The 20,067-nt window shown below is 44.4% G+C and carries 19 protein-coding genes; 18 read left to right on the plus strand and 1 reads right to left on the minus strand.

The window, feature by feature from the left end:
• Window positions 1–14: 14 nt before the first annotated feature.
• Window positions 15–2,123 (minus strand): hypothetical protein, encoded by a 2,109-nt coding sequence (locus FIV01_RS18765; RefSeq protein WP_152432479.1) that lies wholly within the window; start codon window positions 2,121–2,123, stop codon window positions 15–17.
• 162 nt (window positions 2,124–2,285) lie between these two features.
• On the opposite strand from FIV01_RS18765, the gene FIV01_RS18770 reads away from it, so the two are divergent.
• From FIV01_RS18770 to dsbD, 18 genes are read left to right on the plus strand one after another with little or no spacing between them, the layout of a single operon-like run.
• Window positions 2,286–4,868 (plus strand): Lcl C-terminal domain-containing protein, encoded by a 2,583-nt coding sequence (locus FIV01_RS18770; protein ID WP_152432480.1) that lies wholly within the window; start codon window positions 2,286–2,288, stop codon window positions 4,866–4,868.
• 39 nt (window positions 4,869–4,907) lie between these two features.
• Window positions 4,908–5,090, plus strand: coding sequence for a Flp family type IVb pilin (locus FIV01_RS18775; protein ID WP_114784101.1), 183 nt, complete (start codon window positions 4,908–4,910; stop codon window positions 5,088–5,090).
• A 21-nt stretch (window positions 5,091–5,111) separates the two neighbouring features.
• The gene (cpaB, locus tag FIV01_RS18780) at window positions 5,112–5,951 is read left to right on the plus strand and encodes a Flp pilus assembly protein CpaB (protein WP_152432481.1); all 840 of its coding nucleotides are present in this window, start codon (window positions 5,112–5,114) and stop codon (window positions 5,949–5,951) included.
• A gap of 18 nt (window positions 5,952–5,969) precedes the next feature.
• Window positions 5,970–7,364 carry a type II and III secretion system protein family protein gene (locus FIV01_RS18785; protein ID WP_152432482.1) on the plus strand — a complete coding sequence of 465 codons (1,395 nt, stop codon included), beginning with the start codon at window positions 5,970–5,972 and terminating at the stop codon, window positions 7,362–7,364.
• Window positions 7,365–7,371: 7 nt separating this feature from the next.
• Window positions 7,372–7,998, plus strand: a complete 627-nt coding sequence (locus FIV01_RS18790; RefSeq protein WP_152432483.1) for a CpaD family pilus assembly lipoprotein — start codon at window positions 7,372–7,374, stop codon at window positions 7,996–7,998.
• Window positions 7,998–9,161 carry a CpaE/TadZ family protein gene (locus FIV01_RS18795; protein WP_152432484.1) on the plus strand — a complete coding sequence of 388 codons (1,164 nt, stop codon included), beginning with the start codon at window positions 7,998–8,000 and terminating at the stop codon, window positions 9,159–9,161. Before FIV01_RS18790 ends, FIV01_RS18795 begins: the two co-directional genes overlap by 1 nt.
• Complete coding sequence (locus FIV01_RS18800; protein ID WP_152432485.1) at window positions 9,161–10,486, plus strand: TadA family conjugal transfer-associated ATPase; 1,326 nt, start codon at window positions 9,161–9,163, stop codon at window positions 10,484–10,486. Before FIV01_RS18795 ends, FIV01_RS18800 begins: the two co-directional genes overlap by 1 nt.
• On the plus strand, window positions 10,486–11,391 hold the full coding sequence (locus FIV01_RS18805; protein ID WP_152432781.1) for a type II secretion system F family protein: 906 nt from the start codon (window positions 10,486–10,488) through the stop codon (window positions 11,389–11,391). The genes FIV01_RS18800 and FIV01_RS18805 overlap by 1 nt, the downstream gene beginning before the upstream one ends.
• Window positions 11,388–12,242 (plus strand): type II secretion system F family protein, encoded by an 855-nt coding sequence (locus FIV01_RS18810; protein ID WP_152432486.1) that lies wholly within the window; start codon window positions 11,388–11,390, stop codon window positions 12,240–12,242. Before FIV01_RS18805 ends, FIV01_RS18810 begins: the two co-directional genes overlap by 4 nt.
• Entirely contained in the window at window positions 12,239–12,967 is a 729-nt protein-coding gene (locus FIV01_RS18815; RefSeq protein ID WP_152432487.1) for a tetratricopeptide repeat protein, read from the plus strand. Before FIV01_RS18810 ends, FIV01_RS18815 begins: the two co-directional genes overlap by 4 nt.
• Window positions 12,967–13,404, plus strand: a complete 438-nt coding sequence (locus FIV01_RS18820; RefSeq protein WP_152432488.1) for a TadE/TadG family type IV pilus assembly protein — start codon at window positions 12,967–12,969, stop codon at window positions 13,402–13,404. Before FIV01_RS18815 ends, FIV01_RS18820 begins: the two co-directional genes overlap by 1 nt.
• Window positions 13,391–13,960: a tight adherence pilus pseudopilin TadF gene (gene tadF / locus FIV01_RS18825; RefSeq protein ID WP_152432489.1), complete on the plus strand. Its 570-nt coding sequence runs from the start codon at window positions 13,391–13,393 to the stop codon at window positions 13,958–13,960. Before FIV01_RS18820 ends, tadF begins: the two co-directional genes overlap by 14 nt.
• Window positions 13,953–15,146, plus strand: coding sequence for a vWA domain-containing protein (locus FIV01_RS18830; RefSeq protein ID WP_152432490.1), 1,194 nt, complete (start codon window positions 13,953–13,955; stop codon window positions 15,144–15,146). Before tadF ends, FIV01_RS18830 begins: the two co-directional genes overlap by 8 nt.
• 25 nt (window positions 15,147–15,171) lie before the next feature.
• A complete protein-coding gene (locus FIV01_RS18835) occupies window positions 15,172–15,636 on the plus strand; it encodes a TlpA family protein disulfide reductase (protein WP_152432491.1) in 465 nt (154 codons plus the stop codon).
• Window positions 15,633–16,106 (plus strand): DUF4266 domain-containing protein, encoded by a 474-nt coding sequence (locus FIV01_RS18840; RefSeq protein WP_152432492.1) that lies wholly within the window; start codon window positions 15,633–15,635, stop codon window positions 16,104–16,106. The genes FIV01_RS18835 and FIV01_RS18840 overlap by 4 nt, the downstream gene beginning before the upstream one ends.
• 19 nt (window positions 16,107–16,125) lie before the next feature.
• Entirely contained in the window at window positions 16,126–17,349 is a 1,224-nt protein-coding gene (locus FIV01_RS18845; RefSeq protein ID WP_152432493.1) for a DUF3570 domain-containing protein, read from the plus strand.
• A complete protein-coding gene (locus FIV01_RS18850; protein ID WP_152432494.1) occupies window positions 17,339–18,223 on the plus strand; it encodes an FAD:protein FMN transferase in 885 nt (294 codons plus the stop codon). Before FIV01_RS18845 ends, FIV01_RS18850 begins: the two co-directional genes overlap by 11 nt.
• Entirely contained in the window at window positions 18,217–19,959 is a 1,743-nt protein-coding gene (gene dsbD / locus FIV01_RS18855; protein ID WP_152432495.1) for a protein-disulfide reductase DsbD, read from the plus strand. The genes FIV01_RS18850 and dsbD overlap by 7 nt, the downstream gene beginning before the upstream one ends.
• Window positions 19,960–20,067: the final 108 nt, after the last annotated feature.

Consider the following 20,067-nt stretch of genomic DNA (forward strand, 5'->3'; position numbering starts at 1 on the left):
AATGCACAGTTGGCTTACAATGGCTTAGTAATCGTGATATTTTCTCCTCGGTAATTGCCACTGATGTTCACGCTCCTTATCCGACCATCTAATATATTCCATTCCAAGTCGATGTTTTCGAAGGGAGTGAGGGTATGGTGGGTGGACAAATTGGTGTATTGGGGAGTCTGAGCTAGCAGATCATATAAAGTTACAGGGCCTTGTTGTGCTTTGCCCCAGTCTTGAACTAACTCTTTGGTAACAAGGTGAGTCGCGACGATTAAAATTGGCCCCGAAATATTAGCAAACTGGAAATAATCAATTTTGCCTGCTCCTATTGCAATCGCTTTATCATTCTGGACAAATAAGTTTGTCATGCTGCTTGCATCAAAGTCGATTGTTTTGGAAATCCGCTGCGTTTGATTATCAAGCAAGTAGATATTTTTTTTCGTAACTGCAACGGTAAACTTACCATCGGGTGATGATTCTAAATACTTTATAACCCCTTGGCCTTGGATATCAGATAAGGGTTTACTCGGTGCGCTTTTATTTATCCAAATGATTTTGTGCTTTGTTGTATTTTCGTCCTGTAAGGCAAATACAATCTGTTGGTTAGCAGCGAAACTGGCGGTAGTAATAATGGGGTAACTGTCGTCTTTTTGAAGTTTGATCATTGATGGAGAGCCAAAACTTCGATTAGTCAGTGGAATCAACTTAGCTTCTAATGTGCCAATTGTTTGGCTGTCACTATCCGTAATGAGCAGGATGTCTTGCTCATCTTTAGATACAAGGATATTTTTTTCAGAAACTTGATCCAGTAGTGATAGTCTATTTAGGTTTATTTCATCTAAAAGCCAGAGTTGGTCCTTTGTTGTATCTAAACCATTATCCCATCGGGCTAGAATACTACTCTGACTATATAGAGGCTTCATCCATTCAAAGTTATCGTTATAACAGGCGGCAGAAGAGGGCTCAATCGCCACTGGCGCTGGTGGTAAGGTCGGTAACTCGCTGCCAGATGCCCCGCCGAGAGTATCAATAGCTGCAGAAGGTTGAATTGTGATTATGTCAGGAGCGACTGAAGAGCTGTCGTGGCCAGTGTTATCTTGCAGACTGGTCAGTAAAATACCATTGCCGCCGCTTGCTTCACATGCATCGACTTGGATAGCGTGGCTTTGAGGGTTATAAAGCTTATAGGATTGTACGCCATTTAATGTCGGTAATACTTGCTTTAACTCTCGAGAAGCATCCTTTTCAAAATATGGCAGGTCATTTGCGTTACCACCAAAATCGTCGTGTTCCTTATCATGGTCTGATTCGTGATGGTCATCACTTCTTAAACTTACTCTTGTTATTGGACTTGGGTTTCTCGTTCGTTCTGAGGCTGCTTGCTGGTAAGTCGCTAAGCCAGCGGCTCTTTTGACTGAAGTACTCAGTTCTTTAACCGTATCTAAGTCGTCGAGGTAGAGGAGTTTATTATTGGCTGGGTTTAGTGCAATCGATTTAAGTGACTTGAGTCCCTTTTCCTCCTGAGACCCATGTATAAGAACCGCTCCATCAAGGTTTAGCTGCTGTGAACTCTCTTTGTCTAAGTTTATTGAGCTCAGATCCAGCGTTTTGTACTTTATCATCATATCGAGGGCGTGAGCGATTTTGACCAAAGGAGAAGCGCCACTTGGACCGCTTTGTTGTGCTTGAATAAGCGATTCAGTCAAGACTTGGCTCTCATTTTTAGGCCCGTAATTGATATCGAGTGTGTCGAAATTAACACCAACATAATTGCCTAATTTGGCTTGTAAGTAAGCTTTGGCATCGACGACTTGACCTTGAACCAAGGGATTATAAAGCATTTCGCTGTGTATTAAGGTTGTAAAGGGAGAAATAATATCAAGTTCGCCGGGAGCGGTCAGAATAGCGCCACCAACATTGAGCATCTTAGGGTAACCACTGGCCAGTAATAATTTTTGTTCATATTGACTGCATTGGCCATCAAAGTTTGTATCAGCGCATGTTTTTTGATTGTAGTGAGCATAGCTCGCTGTTGGCGAAGTACTGTCTGAGCTATCACTGCCGCCACATCCATAAAGCGAGATTGCTGCTGAAACAGCGATGGCAACTGCGCGAGGTGATGGTAGTTTATTCATTTTGATCAATTGTTTACCAATTTTGGTTTAAAGTGTTATCGTGTGCGCTTATTTAATCACTTATGCAAATAAAAGATCAAATGATATTGATAGCAAGTATCATTTGCATTACTATTTCGGCCTGATTTTGTAGGGAACACAAAGTTTTAGGAGTAATTGGTCGTGAAAATAGTCGCTCAAACCTTTGGTATTATGGCCTGTGCGGCTTTTATTGCTGGATGTGGAGGAGGCAATGAGTCGGATCCTAAGCTCGACGCCACTAACCTTGCCACTAACACGACGACAGATAATGTCTCTTCTAACAATAACCCAAAATTCCCAGCACCAGAGAAAATGGATATTCTATCGACGTCAGATGATAACCCCATCTACGGGAATATGATTTCGTGGGATGACCTCAGTGTGAGTATTTGGAACTCTCAAGTAACATTCGATCAACCTGAGCACTATGAATATACCACTGATGGTGGAAGTACTTGGCAGACAGTGATTTCCAAACCTCAGTTTATTGGCCCACAAGCATACGCAAAAAATAAGGTTGGTATACGCGTAAAACAAAATGCTCTTGAAGGCATGCCAGCTCCGGCTAGCGAGACTCTTTTTGCCACTAACACCAGTCGAGGTGAGTTTGTAGCACTGCAATTTGTTCCTATGGACAATATAAACAAAGTGATGACCTTTGGAGATAAGGGCTGGGACTACACGCGAGCGAACTGCGTTGCAGAATATAATCCAGATGGATCTGGTGAGCCTATTTTTTGGGCCAAGAGCCAAAGTTACAACCGGCAAACGTTCGATGAGCTGAGTGATAAAGTGTCTGCAATGAATGCTTGTAATATTGAGGGGTCGCGACTTATCGAGGCTGATGCAGCGAAAAGGTTACGCAGTCGCACGGTTGATGAAAAAGTCAGAAGCTTTGTAATCAATAGCTTTTCAGGCCCTCTAGTCGCCAAGCGAAATGGTACTCTTGTTTCTATCAAAGAATCAGGTGAAGGCGATATTAGTCCCGATCTCTCTCACCAATGGTTTGCTGTATGGTCTTTGCCTGCTGGTGCTCAGTTAGTCGATGAGATTGATGGTGCCCAGATTACTCAGAAAGTTCGATTAAGTGAGCAAGCTGATCGTTTACAACAAGCTCGTGATGCCGTGGTGAACCTTCTAAGCTTGTTAGATGATACCGAAGTTGATTACACCAGACTCAGTGCTGACAACGCCCAGTATCAAACTCTATTAAGCAGCGCCTTGGCATCATGGCAAGATATCTATTCTGGGCACCAACCCGCGAGCACTTTTTTTGTTCAGCAAGCGGTTTTAGCTAAAAATCGTCTCGACAGCGAAAACCAAGAGTTTGTGTTAAAGGTGAACAACTATGTTAGTGACTGGCGTGAATATGAGAAGAATTTTTTAGTCGCAACAGCTTTACTCAAAGAGCTACAAGCGGTTGATAGTCTAGCTAAGCTCCATCAGCAAAACTCTATTATTGCCAGTAGCATAGCTGCACTGGATGCGACACAGGACGGTAAAAAACAGCAGATTGGCGCTAATCGTCTTCACAAGGACTTTGTTACCTACCAACAAATTCAGGTTGAGTTAGACGCTTGGCTGGAGAGTTTACCAAACCTAAAAAGTAGTGGTGCCTTGGCGCTGATAGATAAATACGATTTGTTAAGTCACTACGACAAGGAAAATATAGAGCAACTTATTGTAGCGGCACGAGAAAGAGCACAAAACTCAGGGGAACTTGTCTCGCAATCTCAAGCCATGATTGTTGATGCAGCTGGTAAAAAGTATGCCAAGTTGGACAAAGCAGGGCTGTATTTGGCCAAAGGTGCCACCTACGAGCAAGGTTGGCGCTGCGTATTAGAGCTTGGTTCGGGCGATAGAAGACGAATTTGGATGTTACTGCCCAAGGTTGAAGCAAACGAACTTGAGTATTTCGCGTATCAAGGCAGCAGTGATGAAAGCAAAAATGTGTTAGGCGCCCAAGGGTATATTTCAAATGTCAACCAAGAGGCACTTTGCGGAGTCAGTGATTGGAGAGTGCCCACGATACTTCAGTTACAAAGCTTGGCCTCTAGCTATGTTAAATACTCAGAATATTCTAGTGATAAAGGTCTTAGCATCGACACTGATGTATTTGTTAATCATCCGCACAATCAGCCAGTTTATTATTGGTCTGCTAAGCCAGGCAAAGAGGGTAAACAAACAGCGTATGTTTATGCATCAACAAGTAACAGCGAGGAATCTAAGTCCTTTCCTGCTAACAACATGGCGGCTCTAGTGCGTCTTGTGAGTGAAAACACTTTACCTAATCAATGGCAATATTTGGATGTAAGTGGTGGGGTGGTGGAAAACCGCGCAGAGGCAAGCTGCGCAAAAAATCTAATGACTGGCCATGTTTGGCAACTGTTTGATAAGCGCGGAGACACACGATGGGTTGATTATGAGGACCTCACAGAAAATCTAGACGCTCAAACATCAGAGCAAGTTTGTGGCTTGTCGAATTGGCGTCTTCCCAGCGTTAGTGAGTTAGGTAATCTAATTCCTGTTGAGCGGAATGTATTGATTTACAACGATGTAAAATATCCATTTGGCTCTCCTATCCGCGAACAATATTTCACTGCTTTCACATCGGAAAATGAGTATACCTACCTCGATTTTATTGATGAAAATACTTTTTATGAGCGTCAGTCAGAAATTTTAGCCCATGATAAATACCTATACCGTTTTATCGCAACACCTTAAGTCTAAATGAGACTGAACAGCATTTTCAGGAGTTTATTAATGTTACGTAATACAAAGCAACGTGGGGCAGCAGCGATTGAATACGCTATTTTAGCCGCGGCCATGTCTGTGGTTCTACTCTCATTTGTGGGTGGCAGTGATGGCAAGCTAACAAGAGCAATTGTAGGCGCCTATGACACTGTGATTGAGTCACTCGAACAGACTCAAGACTCAGGCAATTAAAAAGACAAACAAGGACAAGTCATGACAGCGAAGCGATTGATGTTGGTGTCTATCTTATTGTCAGGGATAGGGATAGGATTGCTGCTTTTAAACTCACCCAAGCCACAGTCACCTGAGGCTAACCAAGCTGCAGCGGTGTTTAAGCGAGTTCTGATTTCAAATCAAAATATTGAAGCAGGCGATGTGTATAGCACCACCATGTTTCGTTGGCAGGCAGTGCCCCAAAATGAGTTGGATGATTATTTAGATTACATTACAGAAGATGAGCTTGAGTCTGCTCACCTTTCTGCTGGGATTGCGCATATTGCGATTGAGAAAGGCCAGGTGATAAGTTCTGCGGATTTAACGCCACCTAGAGGCGGTGTATCACTGGCACTAAAAGTCAGGTCAGGTTATCGAGCTATATCTGTGCCTGTTGACCAAGTCACGGCTAACTCAGGCTTTGTTCAACCGGGTGATAAAGTAGATGTTTTACTCTTGGCATCAAAGCTTAGTGAGCTGAAAAAGTATGATAATCAAGTTGAAGGCTTATATGTCAGCACTATTGCGCATAATGTGCGTATCCTTGCTTTTAACAACCTGTCATCATCAGAAGGGTTTCAAGAGCAGCGCCGAGACTACGGCGCCAAAATACCCGATAACAGTTCAGTCTCACTTGAAGTTACGCCAGAGCAAGCAACACAAATTGTTCTAGCCAATCAACTTGGTCGGCTTACTTTGTCTTTGCGCGGTGCTGGAGAGCCGAACTTGACCAAACCGGTTAATTCCATGATTACTTCGACGCAGCTTAACCCACAAAGCAAAATAATCGCGCCAGATGTGGATTTGATTGAGCTTCGTCCAAATAACAAAAATAACTAACAATTTCAGGAACAACCAATGACTACATTACTGCGCTGGTGGGGCTTGTTATTGCTTCCTAGCTTGTTTTTCACATGCACTTCTTGGGCGTCGGTGCTTGAAGTAAACATCAATGAAGCGCAAATGGTGCGTTTGCCCCAAAAGGCAAAATCGATTTTTATCTCTAACACGCATATCGCTGACTATCAGCCAATGACAAATACCAAATTAATGGTGTTTGGTAAGCAGGCTGGCACGGCGACAATGACCATTTTGAACGATAAAGAGCAGGTAATATACAGCAATAAGATTCGTGTTGTTCATGATACTCAAGAGTTAGATAGCCTGATTAAAACTCAGTTTCCTGAAGCTTCAGTCATGACTGAATCTTTGGGTGGAAAGTTATGGCTTAAAGGCTCAGTACCAAGTCCGGCCATGGCACACAGCATAGTGAATGTGGCGAAAGGTTATCTTTCTCCGATCATCGCGTCTCAAGACACAAATGATAATGATTCTTCTCAATCTGATAGCTCATCAAGGCAACAAGCCGAGCCAAGCTCAGAGAACAATGATGAACTGATCAATCAGCTACTTGTCACCATGCCGACCCAAGTCAATATACGTGTTCGAATTGCAGAGGTTTCTCGTAATGTCTCAAATACATTAGGCATTAAATGGGGATCACTGATGGCAGGGGAGAATGTGATTGGCAGTTTTATGTACAACAAGCCATCTGGAGCCAGCAGTTGGACTAAACCTGACTTTAGTGCCTTAGTTGATGCCTTGGCATCGACTGGTGATATGTCGATTCTAGCAGAGCCCAACCTATCGGCGATTTCGGGTGAAGAAGCGAGTTTTCTTGTCGGAGGAGAAGTGCCAATTCCTTTGATTCAAGGCGATACTGCAAAGGTTGAATACCGTCCTTTTGGCGTTAATCTTAACTTCAAACCTATAGTACTTGGCCCTGACCGAATCAGTCTAAAAGTTGAGCCGGAAGTGAGCAGCGTTTCTGTGGACAACCAAGCCGTATTTAATGGCAATGTGCTGCCTTCTTTCACTTCACGTAGGGCTTCAACCACGATAGAGCTGGCGAGCGGACAGAGCTTTGCTCTTGGTGGTCTGTTGCAAAGCAGTGAAATCGAACAGTTACAAAAAATACCAGGAATAGGGGATATTCCAATTTTGGGTGCGCTGTTTCGCTCTAACCAATATCAGCGTCGAGAGACAGAGCTGATCATCATTGCGACGGCTTATCTGGTTGAGCCTACCCGCTCTAATAACTTTGCTTTACCGACGGATACTTTGATCCCCCAGAGTGACTTAGAAAGGTTATTAGCACTGCCGAGTAAAAAGAATGCCGCAGCCGGCGGTGATGCAACTTATACCGACAACCGCAAACCGCGTTTGTTAGGTGATAATGGATTTTACTACTGAGGTGAAGATGAGACTAAATCTGTTTGTTTTGCTGGTTTTATTGGTATTGGGTGGCTGCGTGCATGACCGTATTGCTAAGCAACCTGACATTGATGTTGTGGCTGTAACCAATAAGCTGACTCTTACGCTTGATAACAATGAGCTATCTACCGAGCAGATCCTGAAAGTTGAAGACTTTATCGCTAAACGCGGTAATCCCTATGGTTTGCGAGTCAAATTGGTTAGTGGTTCAGCTCAGGGACGTGATCAATTAGAAAAACTACACCAAGTTTTACTTAATCGAGGCATTAGTAAAAGCAAAATAATTAGCGAGGATGCAAGCCCATCTCAGCAAGGTGATATTCAGCTTATTGTTGAATCATTTCGCGCCAAGGTGGCAAATTGCGGAGCCAGCAAAATGCAGCCAGTAGTATTTAACCAATATCAATCACATCAGGCTTATGGCTGCACTAATGCGGCTGCTCTTGCTCAAATGGTTGCCAATCCGAAAGAATTGATTGTGGGAGAGCGTTTGGGGCCAGCCAATGGCGAAAAAGCAGTTGCCGCTATCGATGCTTATGTCAGCCCTTCGGCGAACAATAGTAGCAGCCAAAACTCAGATTCTAGTGTGAGTATTACAGCAGGTGACCAATAATGAAAGTCGATAACTTTTCCGTATTAGTCGCCGCCTCTCCCTCCCTTGATACTTATCACTTAAGTTTGGCGTTTGCTGAGCGTGGGATAACCCAACTAACTCAAGTTGCTTTGGACAGAGAGCACATCATCAAGCAAGCTTTATTGGACAGCCATGATGTGATAGCCCTAGATGTAATGGGTATGCCCATAGAAGGGGCGCGTGTTTGGGTGAGTGATATGAATCGTCGTACGGGCTGCAAAGTGATTGCCATCGGTGATGATCAGACTATCCCTTACTATCGAGCTATTTGTGAAGCAGGGGCGATTGAATATCTGGTTAACCCTGTGCTTGAGCATGGCTTAGTGGCAGTAGATTTTCATGACCAGCAGCAAACTCAGTCAATGGGCAGTCGTATTTCTGTGGTTGGTTGCAAAGGTGGGGTCGGGACTTCGACAATTGTCGCCAATTTAGCTCGAATCTTGAGCGAGAGGCGGCAGTCAGTGATGGTCGCTGACCTTGATTTTTCAGCAGGCGATCTGGATTTACATTTTGACGTAAAAGGCAATGCGGCATTGGTTGAAATGCTGCAATATCCCGAACGTCTCGAACCCGTGGTATTTGAGCGAAGCAGCATAAATGTAGATACAAATCTCTCGCTCCTAACAGGTTACCTGCCGTTAGATAGCGATCCATTTTGGCCTGAAAAACAAGCGCTTGAGCATTTTAATAAGTTTTGTTTACAGCACACAGACAGTCTAATTTTTGACATACCAGCATTTTCTCTCAGAGATCAAGTAGGCATGAGCGCATTAAAGAGCTCTGATGTGCGTATTTTAGTCATAGAACCAAGTTTGGCAGCGATTCGTAATGCTGGACAGATATTAAGTATTTTATCTTCCGGGGAGCAAGCGGCTTTCAACAGAAAGAACTTATTGGTCCTCAATCATACTAAATCTGATAAAGCGTCATTATTAACATTAAACGATATTCATCGTGCTTTGGGCGCTGAAATTGATGTCTCGATCCCTTTTGCTCCTTTACATTTTTTAAACAAAAGCGCGCTTGGTCAGTCTGCTGTAAAAGGCCACCGGAAAGTCAGCCGAGCGTTTTGTTTGTTAGCTGATAAAGTGATGAGCGTTGAAAGCCCGAGATCATTTCAGTTTTGGAAGAGGGGCGCTTAATGTTTAAGTCTTCTCGACTCATTGACACCCCTAGTCATACTCAGCTAGGTACGTCTCACTCCGATCCCATTCGTGATCATTACCAGCTTATCCACTCTAAGGTGGTGAATACGATAGAAGCGAGTGCGGTTGTAAAACTGAGCTCGAATGAGTTGGAGGCAAGAATTCTTGCATTGGTTACCGATGTGGTGGCCACTCACCAACTGCCGCTCGGTCATCGTGAAGTTATTAAGGTTGTTCAGCAATTGGTCGATGAGTTACTGGGTTTAGGACCTCTTCAACCTTTGATCGACGATCCCAGCGTAAGTGACATCATGGTTAATGGACCCAATGAGGTGTATATTGAGAAGCTGGGCAGATTGCATAAAACCGCTATTGAATTTCGCTCTGAAGAACAATTGCTTAATATGGCGAGGAGAATTGTCAGTAAAGTTGGACGTCGCATTGATGAAAGTTCTCCTTTGGTTGATGCTCGCTTGGAAGATGGTAGCCGTGTCAATGTGATGATCCCTCCGCTAGCACTCGATGGCACGTGCATTTCTATTCGTAAGTTTAATCATGAAAAATTGTCCTTAAGCCAAATGGTACAAAATGATGCTTTGAATGAAGGGATGATGCATTTGCTTGATGTCATTGTTCGTTGCCGATTGAATGTGCTCATTGCTGGAGGGACGGGTGCGGGTAAAACTACATTGCTTAATGCGATGTCATTTAGCATACCTCCTCATGAACGTATTATTACTATTGAAGATGCGGCGGAGCTTAAACTCCAGCAACCTCATGTGGTGCGTGCAGAAACGCGCTCTGAAAATGCCGAAGGATTGGCTGCTATCACTCAAAGAGAACTGGTTAGGAATGCATTAAGAATGCGTCCTGACCGCATCATACTTGGAGAAGTCAGGGGTGAAGAAGCCTTTGAAATGATGCAGGCGATGAATACGGGTCATGACGGCTCTTTGTCTACTTTGCACGCCAATTCACCTGCCGATGCACTAGTTAGAGTTGAAAATATGCTTATGATGGCGCAATCGACCTTACCCTTATCTGCCCTGCGTCGTCAAATTGCCGATACGATAGACATCGTTATACAGGTTGATAGGATGCGTGATGGAAAGCGGCGCATTGTTGCAATAACCGAAGTGGTTGGCATCGAAAGCGATCAATATATCACTCAAGATTTGTACCATTTTGATACTCATGGTGAAGATCACCAAGGTAAAGTTCTAGGTGAATATGTCAGTGCTCGGCGCCTTCCTTCCTTTGTTGCTAAAGCACAGCACTATCAACTTGATTCTCAGCTGCGCGCTGCAATGAGGCTTGCATGATGAGCATAATCTTGTTCACGATTTGGTGCTTAGGCAGTCTACTGGCTTTGAAACACTATTGGCAGCGTCGTCGGTACGTCAAACTGCGGTTAGTCCGATATATTACTCAGCCCAAGCCTATAGAAAAAGCTATTGTTAAGCCGCGATACTCAGCAGGGCAAGTTGGAGGCTTTTGGCGCCGAACGCAAGCACTATTGCGACGTCAAGATAAGCTTTTTCTGGCTTTAGCTTCTTGCATATTGCCGTTTTTGGTTTCTTGGTGGCTACCACCGCAACATTGGTACTGGCAAGCTTTGCTAGTTATATCTTGTGTGATTGGGCTGTTTGGCGTTTTGTTTGCCTTGCGCCGCAGGCAGCAGGTCGAAGAGTTTGAGAAAGCTATTGTACAGGTCTTGGGTTTAGTGAGCCGAGCGGTTTCTGCTGGGTTGTCTGTTCAGCAGGCGTTAGAGCAGGTAGCGAAAACTCAAGAGGGGATATTAGGCAGAGAGTTTTCTCGCATTAACGATAACTTATCTCTTGGTATTCCGCTGCGCCAAGCTTTGGATGAGGCATGTACTTGTTTGCCCTATAACACTTTTCGATACTTTACTGTCGCGTTAGTACTCAATCAAAGTAATGGCGGACAATTGAGGGATATCTTGCACAATCTGAGCAGAACGCTGCATGACAATCGTGCGATGCGAAAGAAGGTTGCCAGCATGACCTCAGAGCCTAGGATGACGGCGAAGTTTTTGTCGTTTCTTCCAGTTTTTCTCATTTTGGCGGTTGCTTGGATTGATCCATCTTTGTTCGAATTGCTCATCTACAGCGAAAGTGGCCAGTGGGTGCTCATTTATTGTGGCCTCAGCATAGCGCTAGGCGGTTTGACGCTGCATTCGCTCACAAAAAATAGGAAGTTCTCATGATCACCATGATAGCGACTGTTTTGATTATTACGGGTGTCTTTAGTTCCTTGGTGTGTTTTAGGCTCGCGCGTCAGCAAGACTTGGTACAACGCCGCCTTAATCAGGTGAGCTGTGTGTCTCTTGCCGCTAGTTCACAAAGGATTAAATGGCGTTGGAAGTCCAATCCTGAGCGTCGTAAAGCGTTGGCGTTAATCGGGTTTAATCACGACTTAGCTGAAACACTGTTTGTATTATTTCGGCTTTCTATCATGGTCGTGGGCGCATTGCTGTGGTTTGCTCTGAGAGATCTAACAGCGTCTGTGGTAGATATTGCTCAGTGTGTCGCCATTTCTATATTACTCGGCATTCTGGTCGATCGCTTATTAACACTATGGGTGGACAGGATTCGTTGCCAAGTAGCCAAGGTGGTTCCAGATGCACTCGATCTTATGGTTGTGTGTGTTGCGTCTGGCTTGACGCTTGAGAGAGCATTTCGAGTTGTAGGCGAAGAAATGACAGACGTTTCTTCGGCGCTTTCTCGTCAATGGTGTCAGACGGCGACAGAAATGGCTGTACTTGATTCGCCCATACAGGCACTCACTAATCTAGATCAAAGGCTGGAACTTTCCGATATCAACAATATGGTGTTAACCATGTGTCAAGCACTGAAGTTTGGTACACCACTTTCGCAGGCTTTGAGCTTAATAGCAGCAGATAGCCGCCATTATCAGTTGCTTGAACTCGAAGAATGGGCAGGTAAGATCCCAGCAAAAATGTCCTTCCCTCTTGTCGTTTTGATCATGCTTCCTGTGGTAGTCATGATCGTTGCCCCAGTTGTCCTAAGCCTATTTGATACCTTGGAGAGATTATGAGCCGGTTGTTGATCCTCTTATGGGCTGGAATCTTTGTTATGGGTTGTCAGTCGACAAAAAATCAACCTAGCGACCAAGATTTACAGCTTGCACAAACCGCATTAACTAATGGCCATCCAGATAATGCTTTAGAAATATATAAGCAAAAGCTTAAGCAAAACCCCAATGATGCTCAGCTGCTCTTTTGGGCTGGTAATGCTTGTAATCAAGCTGCTCGATACGATGAAGCGCTGCATTATCTGACAAAAGGCAGTGCACTGACACCATCATCAGAATTTGATCGGGAATTAGGTCGAGCGCATCTTGCTATTGGTAATGTCCAACTCGCTGAAAGTAAACTGTTTGATGCTGTTGAGGTGAATAAAATGGACGACGTAGCGTTAAATAGTTTGGGCGTGGCGTACTCACTACAAAAAGACTATTCCAAGGCCCGTGATGCGTTTAAAAGCGCGATAAACATCCGGCCCGATAGCATGGAGTATCGAAACAACCTAGCGTTAGGCTGGCTCTTAGATGGTCGCCCAGAACAAAGTATTCAAATCTTATATCCTATTTACAGCCGAGGGGAAGCAACAAGTAAGATGAGGCTGAATCTCGCTTTATCTTATGCGTCTAACGGTAAGCTTGACGCGGCCAAAACTATTGCCTCCGCTGAGCTCAGCCGGTCTGAACTCGAGAGTACGCTCTTTTATTACCAGACTCTTGCGAAACAAGGAATTCGTTAATGATGTTTCGTCGCGACAAAGGTAGTCAGACAATAGAGTTTGCGTTGATAATATTGCCGCTGATGATGCTTGTGTTAGTCGGCTTTGAGCTGATTCGGCTTATGTGGGTGACTATGGTTTTCGAATCTGCGGTATCGTCAGCGATTCGTGATGCCCGAACCATGATACCTTCGCCTACCGTCGCAGAAAAAATGCGCGAGCATATTGCTCAGTTTCCTTTATTGAGTTTGGATAATATCCAAGTTGATGCTCCTAGCTATGCCGATAGTGTGGCGTCTTTAGCGTCAGGTCAGTTGGTCAGCTCGCCTCAGGCTATGCTTGCCCAATATCGTATTAACTATCAATTCCAGTATTTATTGGCTCCCAAATTTTCAGAGTCTTTGCCATCGGTGACCAGCTTAAGCCGCACAGTCTTGGTGAGTTATGACGCGCAATGAATACAGGCAACGCGGCTCAGCTGTTATCGAGTTTCCTGCAATGGTTGTGGGGTTTCTGGTGATCGTACTGGGCTTGTTTGGAGTATACAAAATCTTGTATCTACAAACTCGTATAGACAGCACGGTGTATTCTCTGGTCAGCGCTGCATCGCGAGCGCTAGTGCCAAATGGGCAGCTCACACCTTACAGCCCAGAGAGTGCAGAGCACTTAATGGTTTTGGCGAAACCCTCCTTACCGGCTGATTTGGATTTAAGCCATGTAGGTTTGATATTGGAAATGCGCTTTTCTTCAGGGAATGAGACCCAAATCATCACCCAACGCTCAGGCAACGATTGTCAGGGTGAAAAGCAGATTGAATCACTTGCCGCTCTTGCTCCCAAAAGTCAGAGAATGATTGCGTCTCTTCAAGGAAAGACGGCTGACCTTTACCAAGTCACTTTGTGTGTGTCGCAACCTTTAGAGTCTGTGAACTCGATTTTTGAGTGGTTAGATTTGCCGTTGCCTACAAAGCTTCAAAGTCAAGCCGTGATGATTGGGAGAAAGTACAGTGCGTAATCGGGTGTTTGGTTCTGTTTCTTTGTCTTTTCTTGCTTTGCTAGTACCTTTGTTAGCATTAGCACTGACTACCATTATGGTTGGGTTTAATATTCAGCTCCGCCATCGTGCAATGCAAGCAGCCGATACTCTGGCATTAGCTTGTACATTTGGTGCTACCTCTGAAGCAGGTCTTTCCCAGGCTTACTTAGACTATTACCAACCTAAAATATCTGGGGTGAGTGGTGAGTATCTGTCTGGTACAGACTGCGAAATCAGCATCAATTATCATCTTGATAGTCCCTTTTCTCTATTGGGCATAGGTCAGGGCTCTAGCGCCGCCGAGTCTCGGGCAATGGAGCATACCTACATTCATCATGTAGCAAAAGTGACGCCTACAGAAATGGCGCTAGTACTGGATATTTCTAGTTCCATGGTCGACTCCATTCAAACCCTGAAAAACATCCTTAGCCGAGCGGTTAATCGCATTGAAAATAACAATGTTGAGCTTGCTGGGCGCAGAGCGGTGAGTATCTCAATTGTCCCTTTTTCTGACGGTGTGTCGATTGTTAATCCCGCATGGGCAAATGTCACGGGAGTGCAATGTGCCAATGGGATAAGCAAGGATGAAAACGATAGGTTTTCTGCCGAAAAGACAGTATCTAACTTAGATAAAATTCACTCAGAAAAGACAGTGGAGCTGAAGGAACAAAATGATTTTCTTCTTGATTGCAGCGGCTCTTCACCCGTAATGCCACTGACTGACAATATGAGGGAGGTTAAACATGCCATTGAAAATTTGCAAACTACAGGTGGAACAAGTTCATTTCAAGGATTGATTTGGGGGGCTAGACAGCTGATACCCAAGTGGCGTCAAGAGTGGAATTATCGTCCGTACTCTACTCATCCAACACAAAGGTTAATTTTGATGACAGATGGTGTCGACGGCAGTTCAGCGTTGGATGAGCTCATCTCCGCAGGAATTTGTGATCGCTTGGCAAATGAGTTCGGTATTCAGTTGAACTTTATAGGCTTTAATATTCCTGATTATCGACTGGAGCAGTTTAGTCGCTGCGTTGATGCTGCACTCAACATCGAATTGAAAGGTCAAGTTTTGTCGGCAACCAATACTCAGGAACTGGATGAGTATTTTTCAAAAGTCTTGTATGTCGACTATGACACGACTCTTAACTTTGGGCAGAAATAAGTTCAGAAAACATAAGGAAATAAAAATGGTTAAGCTATTGGCTATGGTGCTCGTTATATGCACACCTTTTACCACATTTGCATTTCAAGAAGGGGAGACACTGACAGAGAGTGCTTCGAATGAATTAAAGCTGGATCCTAATCGACTGACTATTGTCGATTTCTTTGCCGAATGGTGTGTGTCTTGTCGCCATGAATTACCAGTCGTTAATCAGTTATATGGAGAGCTATCTGGGACAGGCGTTACTTTTGTGGGCGTCGACGTTGATGAGGATATTGAAGTCGGACTCGAATTTCAAAAGTCTCTAGGGCTTAATTTTCCTGTGGTCAACGATCCAAAGCAGCAGCTAATCGCACTATTTAAACCTGTAGGGATGCCCGCTCTGTATTACGTATACCAAGGACAAGTGGTGAAAGTTCGTTTTGGCGCGATCACGGATATTCGTAGCGTTATTTTAGATGACTTGGCCCAAATGGGAGTCAAGTTATGAGGCTAAGCATAGTGATCTCAACTCTTTTGCTTACTCCAGCTGTGTTTGGCGCAGCGCCCAAACTCGATTTGAGTCATTTGGGTAAAAAAAGCGCTGTGGAGAATGAGCCTTCAGTGCAGCAAAAGACGGTTGAAGAAGAGATTATCTCAAGTCAGGTATATACCAGTGGCCGTTCTGAAGTTGGGGTTCGGCGCAATATTGAATTGGTGAAACCAAAGGCAGAGAATTTAAATTTACCCAAATTGACACCCAAGGCAGAGACCAATGACACCTCCGCCTTGGCTTTTGTCGATGAAGCGCTTGGTATTGAGGCGGTCAAACCCTGGCAAAAAGGGACACTTGCTAAAAAAGAAATGAAGCCCGGTGGGCCGGTACCTGAATTCGACTTGTTTTCTGAAAAAGTCTTTTCGTACAAACAAGGCTCAGTGGGTGGCAGTGGCGTCGGTGGCGGCGGTTGCGGTTGTAACTAGATTATCAAACTAAATAACAATGAAGAAATTACCTATTACTCTGCTTGGTGCAGCGGCTGTGGCCAATAATGTAATGGCTGAAGATCATATTTCAGTACACTACCTGAATTACCAAGAATACGATGACAAAGTGAAAGCCGGTGACAGTATTGTTTCGATTGAAAAAAGCATTGGTTTGGATTGGACAATGAACCTTGAACTGGGTTATGACACTGTCTCTGGGGCATCGCCATCATGGGGGCCAACAACACCGATTGCGAGTGTGGCGGATGCAAATAATCGAGCACTCAAAACTCAGCAAGCACAGGGGATGACAGACCAAGTTATACGTGCAGGTTATGATCCAAACAGCAGTAACTACAAAGTGCAAAAGTACGAACTAGAAGACACTCGTCAATCAATAAATGGTATCGTCACTTATCGAGATGAGCTGCGCAATGAATGGACTTTTGGTGGTAACTATTCCACCGAAGAAGACTATCGAAGTCTTGGTGTGAATGCCAAAGGGTTAATATATGCTGACTCCCAAAAGAACCGCTCATACAGTTTGGGTATGTCAGCTTTGTTCGATGAGACCATGGCATTTGGTAAGTATGAAACTACGGGAAACTCGCAAGCTTGGGAAGATATATTTACTGCCAACTTAGAAGCTGGATTATCACAAACTTTTACGCCTAATTACTATATGATTTTAACGGCTTATGCGGGATATCGCTCCGGATATTTGAGTAACCATTACTTGACCGTCCTAAGGGAAGTAGATATTGATGGCAATGGTAGTATAGGCTCTGATGAAGTCTTTCTGGGGCAAGACTCGCGTCCAGATAAACGCGTGTCTGGTGGTGTAAATATTCAAGCTTTCTGGTCCCTGTCTGAGTCGATTGTGCTGCGTCCGCGTTACAAGTTTTTCAACGACGACTGGGGCGTTAGCTCGCACCAGCTTGGGGGTAAATTTTCTTGGCAGCTAAATAGTTGGTTAACATTAGCACCTGGATATTTTTGGTACACACAATCGGCGGCTGACTTTTACCGTGACACTGATGGAAGTGATCCAACTTTTGCATCAACAGGATATGCGACATCGGATTTGCGTTTGGGAGATTTTACCGCTAACTCGTATGAACTTGGTGCGAGCGTAAAGCTGCATAAAACGCTACGCTTGAATCTTTTGGGTGCTTATTATGAGCAATCCAATGGCTTTGAAGCCGAGTGGTGGGCGGTTGGAGCAACTTATGAATTCTAATCTTCCTTTTATACATAGGTTTCAAGCCATGACAGTGGTGTGTGAAGTCCAGATATATGGCACTGCTGATGCGAAAAGTGTCGCGGCGATGATCGAATCCAATACCCGACGATTAGAGGAAAAATATAACTTTTATTCACAGTCATCATGGCTTAACCAAGTTGTTAATCAGCGTAAAACCTCTACCGTAACCTTGGATGATGAAAGCTACACAGTGTTTGAAGTCGTTAGACGTTTAGTCGATGGAACCAAAGGGATCTTTGATCCAACGGTTGGGACAGTTAAGTCGCTAATCAATAAAACTCCCGAACTGGATAAATCTACGGCTTATGAAAGTGTTAAACACTTTATGGGGCCTCAAGCTTGGTCTTTAGCAGAACATACGCTCACTGCCCCAGCATTCGAGACTCAGTTTGATCTTGGTGGGGTGATTAAGGAATTTGCCGTTGATCAAGCAATTAATATCGCTCAGTCACTGGGTGTATCATCAGCATTGGTTAATTTTGGCGGAGACATTAGAGCCTTGGGTCAAAAGCCAGATGGCTCTGCGTTTAATGTGGCGGTGAGAAACCCAAACAATAAAAGTGAGCCGTGGTTCTCTTTGCCATTAGTCAATGCGGCGCTAACCACTTCGGCTCATTATGAGCGGAGCTTCCAATTTGCCGATCAGCAAAGCTCGCATATTTTATCTCGATACGGAACACACCCTAACGTACTCTCAGTCAGTGTATTGGCTCCGACAGCCCTTGAGGCCGGGGCATTGAGTACTGCACTCACTATCGATCCCAAACTAGAAGTACCAAGCGACGTTGGGGTCGTATTTATTGACGATCAATTATCCATCCATCAGGACACGGGGTTTGTCGCATGCTAAGGACGTTTATTCTTGCTCTTTTCATCTACTTTCCTTGGATCTCTTTGGCGCAGGAACAAGAGTTTCTTCCTGTTGATGAAGCCTTTCCTTATCAATGGTCTGTGACAGAGCAAGGGGTACAGATCCATTTTGCTATCCAGCCGCAATATTATCTCTATAAAGGTAGATTTAAGTTCTCTTCCAATAGCAAAGTGTTGCTCAGCGAACCTCAGTTTTCGTATGCGGGCAAACCTAAGCAAGATAAGTATTTTGGTGATGTGGTTGTCTTCAATCAACCTGTTACGGTACTTATTCCATACAGTGGTGAAGGGCAAATTAAAGTCCGCTATCAAGGTTGCTCTGAACAAGGTTTATGTTATTTACCCCAAACAATAACCTTGGATTTGCCGTCTCGCTTGTCTAGTTCTCCACCTGATTTGAGTTGGAAAAATATCAGTGGTTTAGCAGAAAATACCACAGGATTATCTGAGCTGTTGGTCCACATGCCCAAAGCACAAGCCTTGCTGATTTTCTTTTTACTCGGTCTTGGCCTTTCCCTTACCCCCTGCGTTTTACCTATGGTGCCAATCCTTTCGAGTATTATCGGCGGTGATGCTAAGATGACTGGCAAGAAAGGGCTGTTGCTGTCAACTTCCTATGTGTTTGGTATGGCTTCAAGCTATGCGTTGACAGGTATTTTGGTGACCACCTTAGCCAAAGGGGTCAACCTTCAAGTGGCCATGCAGCAGCCATGGTTATTGTCTCTGTTCGCTATCGTATTTGTTCTCCTCGCATTAGCCATGTTTGGTTTTTATGAGCTACAGCTGCCATCGACATTGCAGCAAAAACTGACGTCTCGCTCAGGTAACATAGGTGGAGGAAAAATTGCTGGTGTTTTTGCCATGGGCGCTTTATCTGCTTTGGTCGTGTCACCTTGTGTCAGTGCGCCACTAGCAGGCGCTTTGTTGTACGTGTCGACCACACAAGACTGGGTGCTAGGTGGTGTGACCTTATTTGTTATGGCATTAGGCATGGGGGTACCACTGATTTTAATTGGGATGAGTGGGGGTAAGTTGTTGCCTAAATCCGGGCCTTGGATGGTCGCCATCAAACAACTATTTGGTATTTTGTTACTTGCTGTGGCGATTGTTTTGGTCAGTCGATTTGCGCCGTCATGGCTTGTTATGCTGTTATGGGCACTACTTGCCATTGGTAGTGGTATTCATTTTGGGGCTTTGGACTCTGCCAAGCCTGGTTGGGCGAGAACGAGAAAGCTAGCCGCATTTATGTCTTTGTTTTACGGCCTGATAGTTTTTGTGGGTATGTTACTTGGCTCACACGATCCTCTTAAACCTTTGAGCCTTGTCTCTGCACCAACCAAACAAGGACAAACGTCTTTATTGCCTTTTGTAAAAGTGGATTCTGTACGCGCATTAGATCAAAGCCTAGCTTTAGCGAAGCAGCAAAACCAGCGAGTAATGTTGGATCTGTACGCGGACTGGTGCGTGTCGTGTAAGGTCATTGAAAGCGAAGTGTTTACTGATCGAATGGTACTTTCTAAGTTTTCTGACTGGAAGACAATAAAGTTTGACGTCACTGAGAGTACTCCTGAACAGATAGCTTGGTTAGCAGATCGAAACGTATTTGGCCCTCCGGCAGTCTTCTTTTATGATGCCAGTGGATCAGAAATCGCTCCGCAGAGAGTGGTCGGCACTATTGGACTTGAGCATTTTAAGTCGGTCATGGCTAAGCTGTAATGCCGTTAAAGTACATAGATTCCGATGGCTTGATTAGAATTGTGTTTTTGGTCACTGCGCCATGCAATGTGGGCATACTATAGTTATCGGACATAAGGGGCAATTGGG

Origin of the sequence: Vibrio aquimaris, assembly GCF_009363415.1 — a bacterium.
Classification (GTDB): domain Bacteria; phylum Pseudomonadota; class Gammaproteobacteria; order Enterobacterales; family Vibrionaceae; genus Vibrio; species Vibrio aquimaris.

Coding starts and splice junctions, on each gene's coding strand:
- FIV01_RS18765 (WP_152432479.1), bottom strand. CDS start 2,123: ATGAATAAACTACCATCACCTCGCGCAGTTGCCATCGCTGTTTCAGCA.
- FIV01_RS18775 (WP_114784101.1), top strand. CDS start 4,908: ATGTTACGTAATACAAAGCAACGTGGGGCAGCAGCGATTGAATACGCT.
- cpaB (WP_152432481.1), top strand. CDS start 5,112: ATGACAGCGAAGCGATTGATGTTGGTGTCTATCTTATTGTCAGGGATA.
- FIV01_RS18785 (WP_152432482.1), top strand. CDS start 5,970: ATGACTACATTACTGCGCTGGTGGGGCTTGTTATTGCTTCCTAGCTTG.
- FIV01_RS18790 (WP_152432483.1), top strand. CDS start 7,372: ATGAGACTAAATCTGTTTGTTTTGCTGGTTTTATTGGTATTGGGTGGC.
- FIV01_RS18795 (WP_152432484.1), top strand. CDS start 7,998: ATGAAAGTCGATAACTTTTCCGTATTAGTCGCCGCCTCTCCCTCCCTT.
- FIV01_RS18800 (WP_152432485.1), top strand. CDS start 9,161: ATGTTTAAGTCTTCTCGACTCATTGACACCCCTAGTCATACTCAGCTA.
- FIV01_RS18805 (WP_152432781.1), top strand. CDS start 10,486: ATGAGCATAATCTTGTTCACGATTTGGTGCTTAGGCAGTCTACTGGCT.
- FIV01_RS18810 (WP_152432486.1), top strand. CDS start 11,388: ATGATCACCATGATAGCGACTGTTTTGATTATTACGGGTGTCTTTAGT.
- FIV01_RS18815 (WP_152432487.1), top strand. CDS start 12,239: ATGAGCCGGTTGTTGATCCTCTTATGGGCTGGAATCTTTGTTATGGGT.
- FIV01_RS18820 (WP_152432488.1), top strand. CDS start 12,967: ATGATGTTTCGTCGCGACAAAGGTAGTCAGACAATAGAGTTTGCGTTG.
- tadF (WP_152432489.1), top strand. CDS start 13,391: ATGACGCGCAATGAATACAGGCAACGCGGCTCAGCTGTTATCGAGTTT.
- FIV01_RS18835 (WP_152432491.1), top strand. CDS start 15,172: ATGGTTAAGCTATTGGCTATGGTGCTCGTTATATGCACACCTTTTACC.
- FIV01_RS18840 (WP_152432492.1), top strand. CDS start 15,633: ATGAGGCTAAGCATAGTGATCTCAACTCTTTTGCTTACTCCAGCTGTG.
- FIV01_RS18845 (WP_152432493.1), top strand. CDS start 16,126: ATGAAGAAATTACCTATTACTCTGCTTGGTGCAGCGGCTGTGGCCAAT.
- FIV01_RS18850 (WP_152432494.1), top strand. CDS start 17,339: ATGAATTCTAATCTTCCTTTTATACATAGGTTTCAAGCCATGACAGTG.
- dsbD (WP_152432495.1), top strand. CDS start 18,217: ATGCTAAGGACGTTTATTCTTGCTCTTTTCATCTACTTTCCTTGGATC.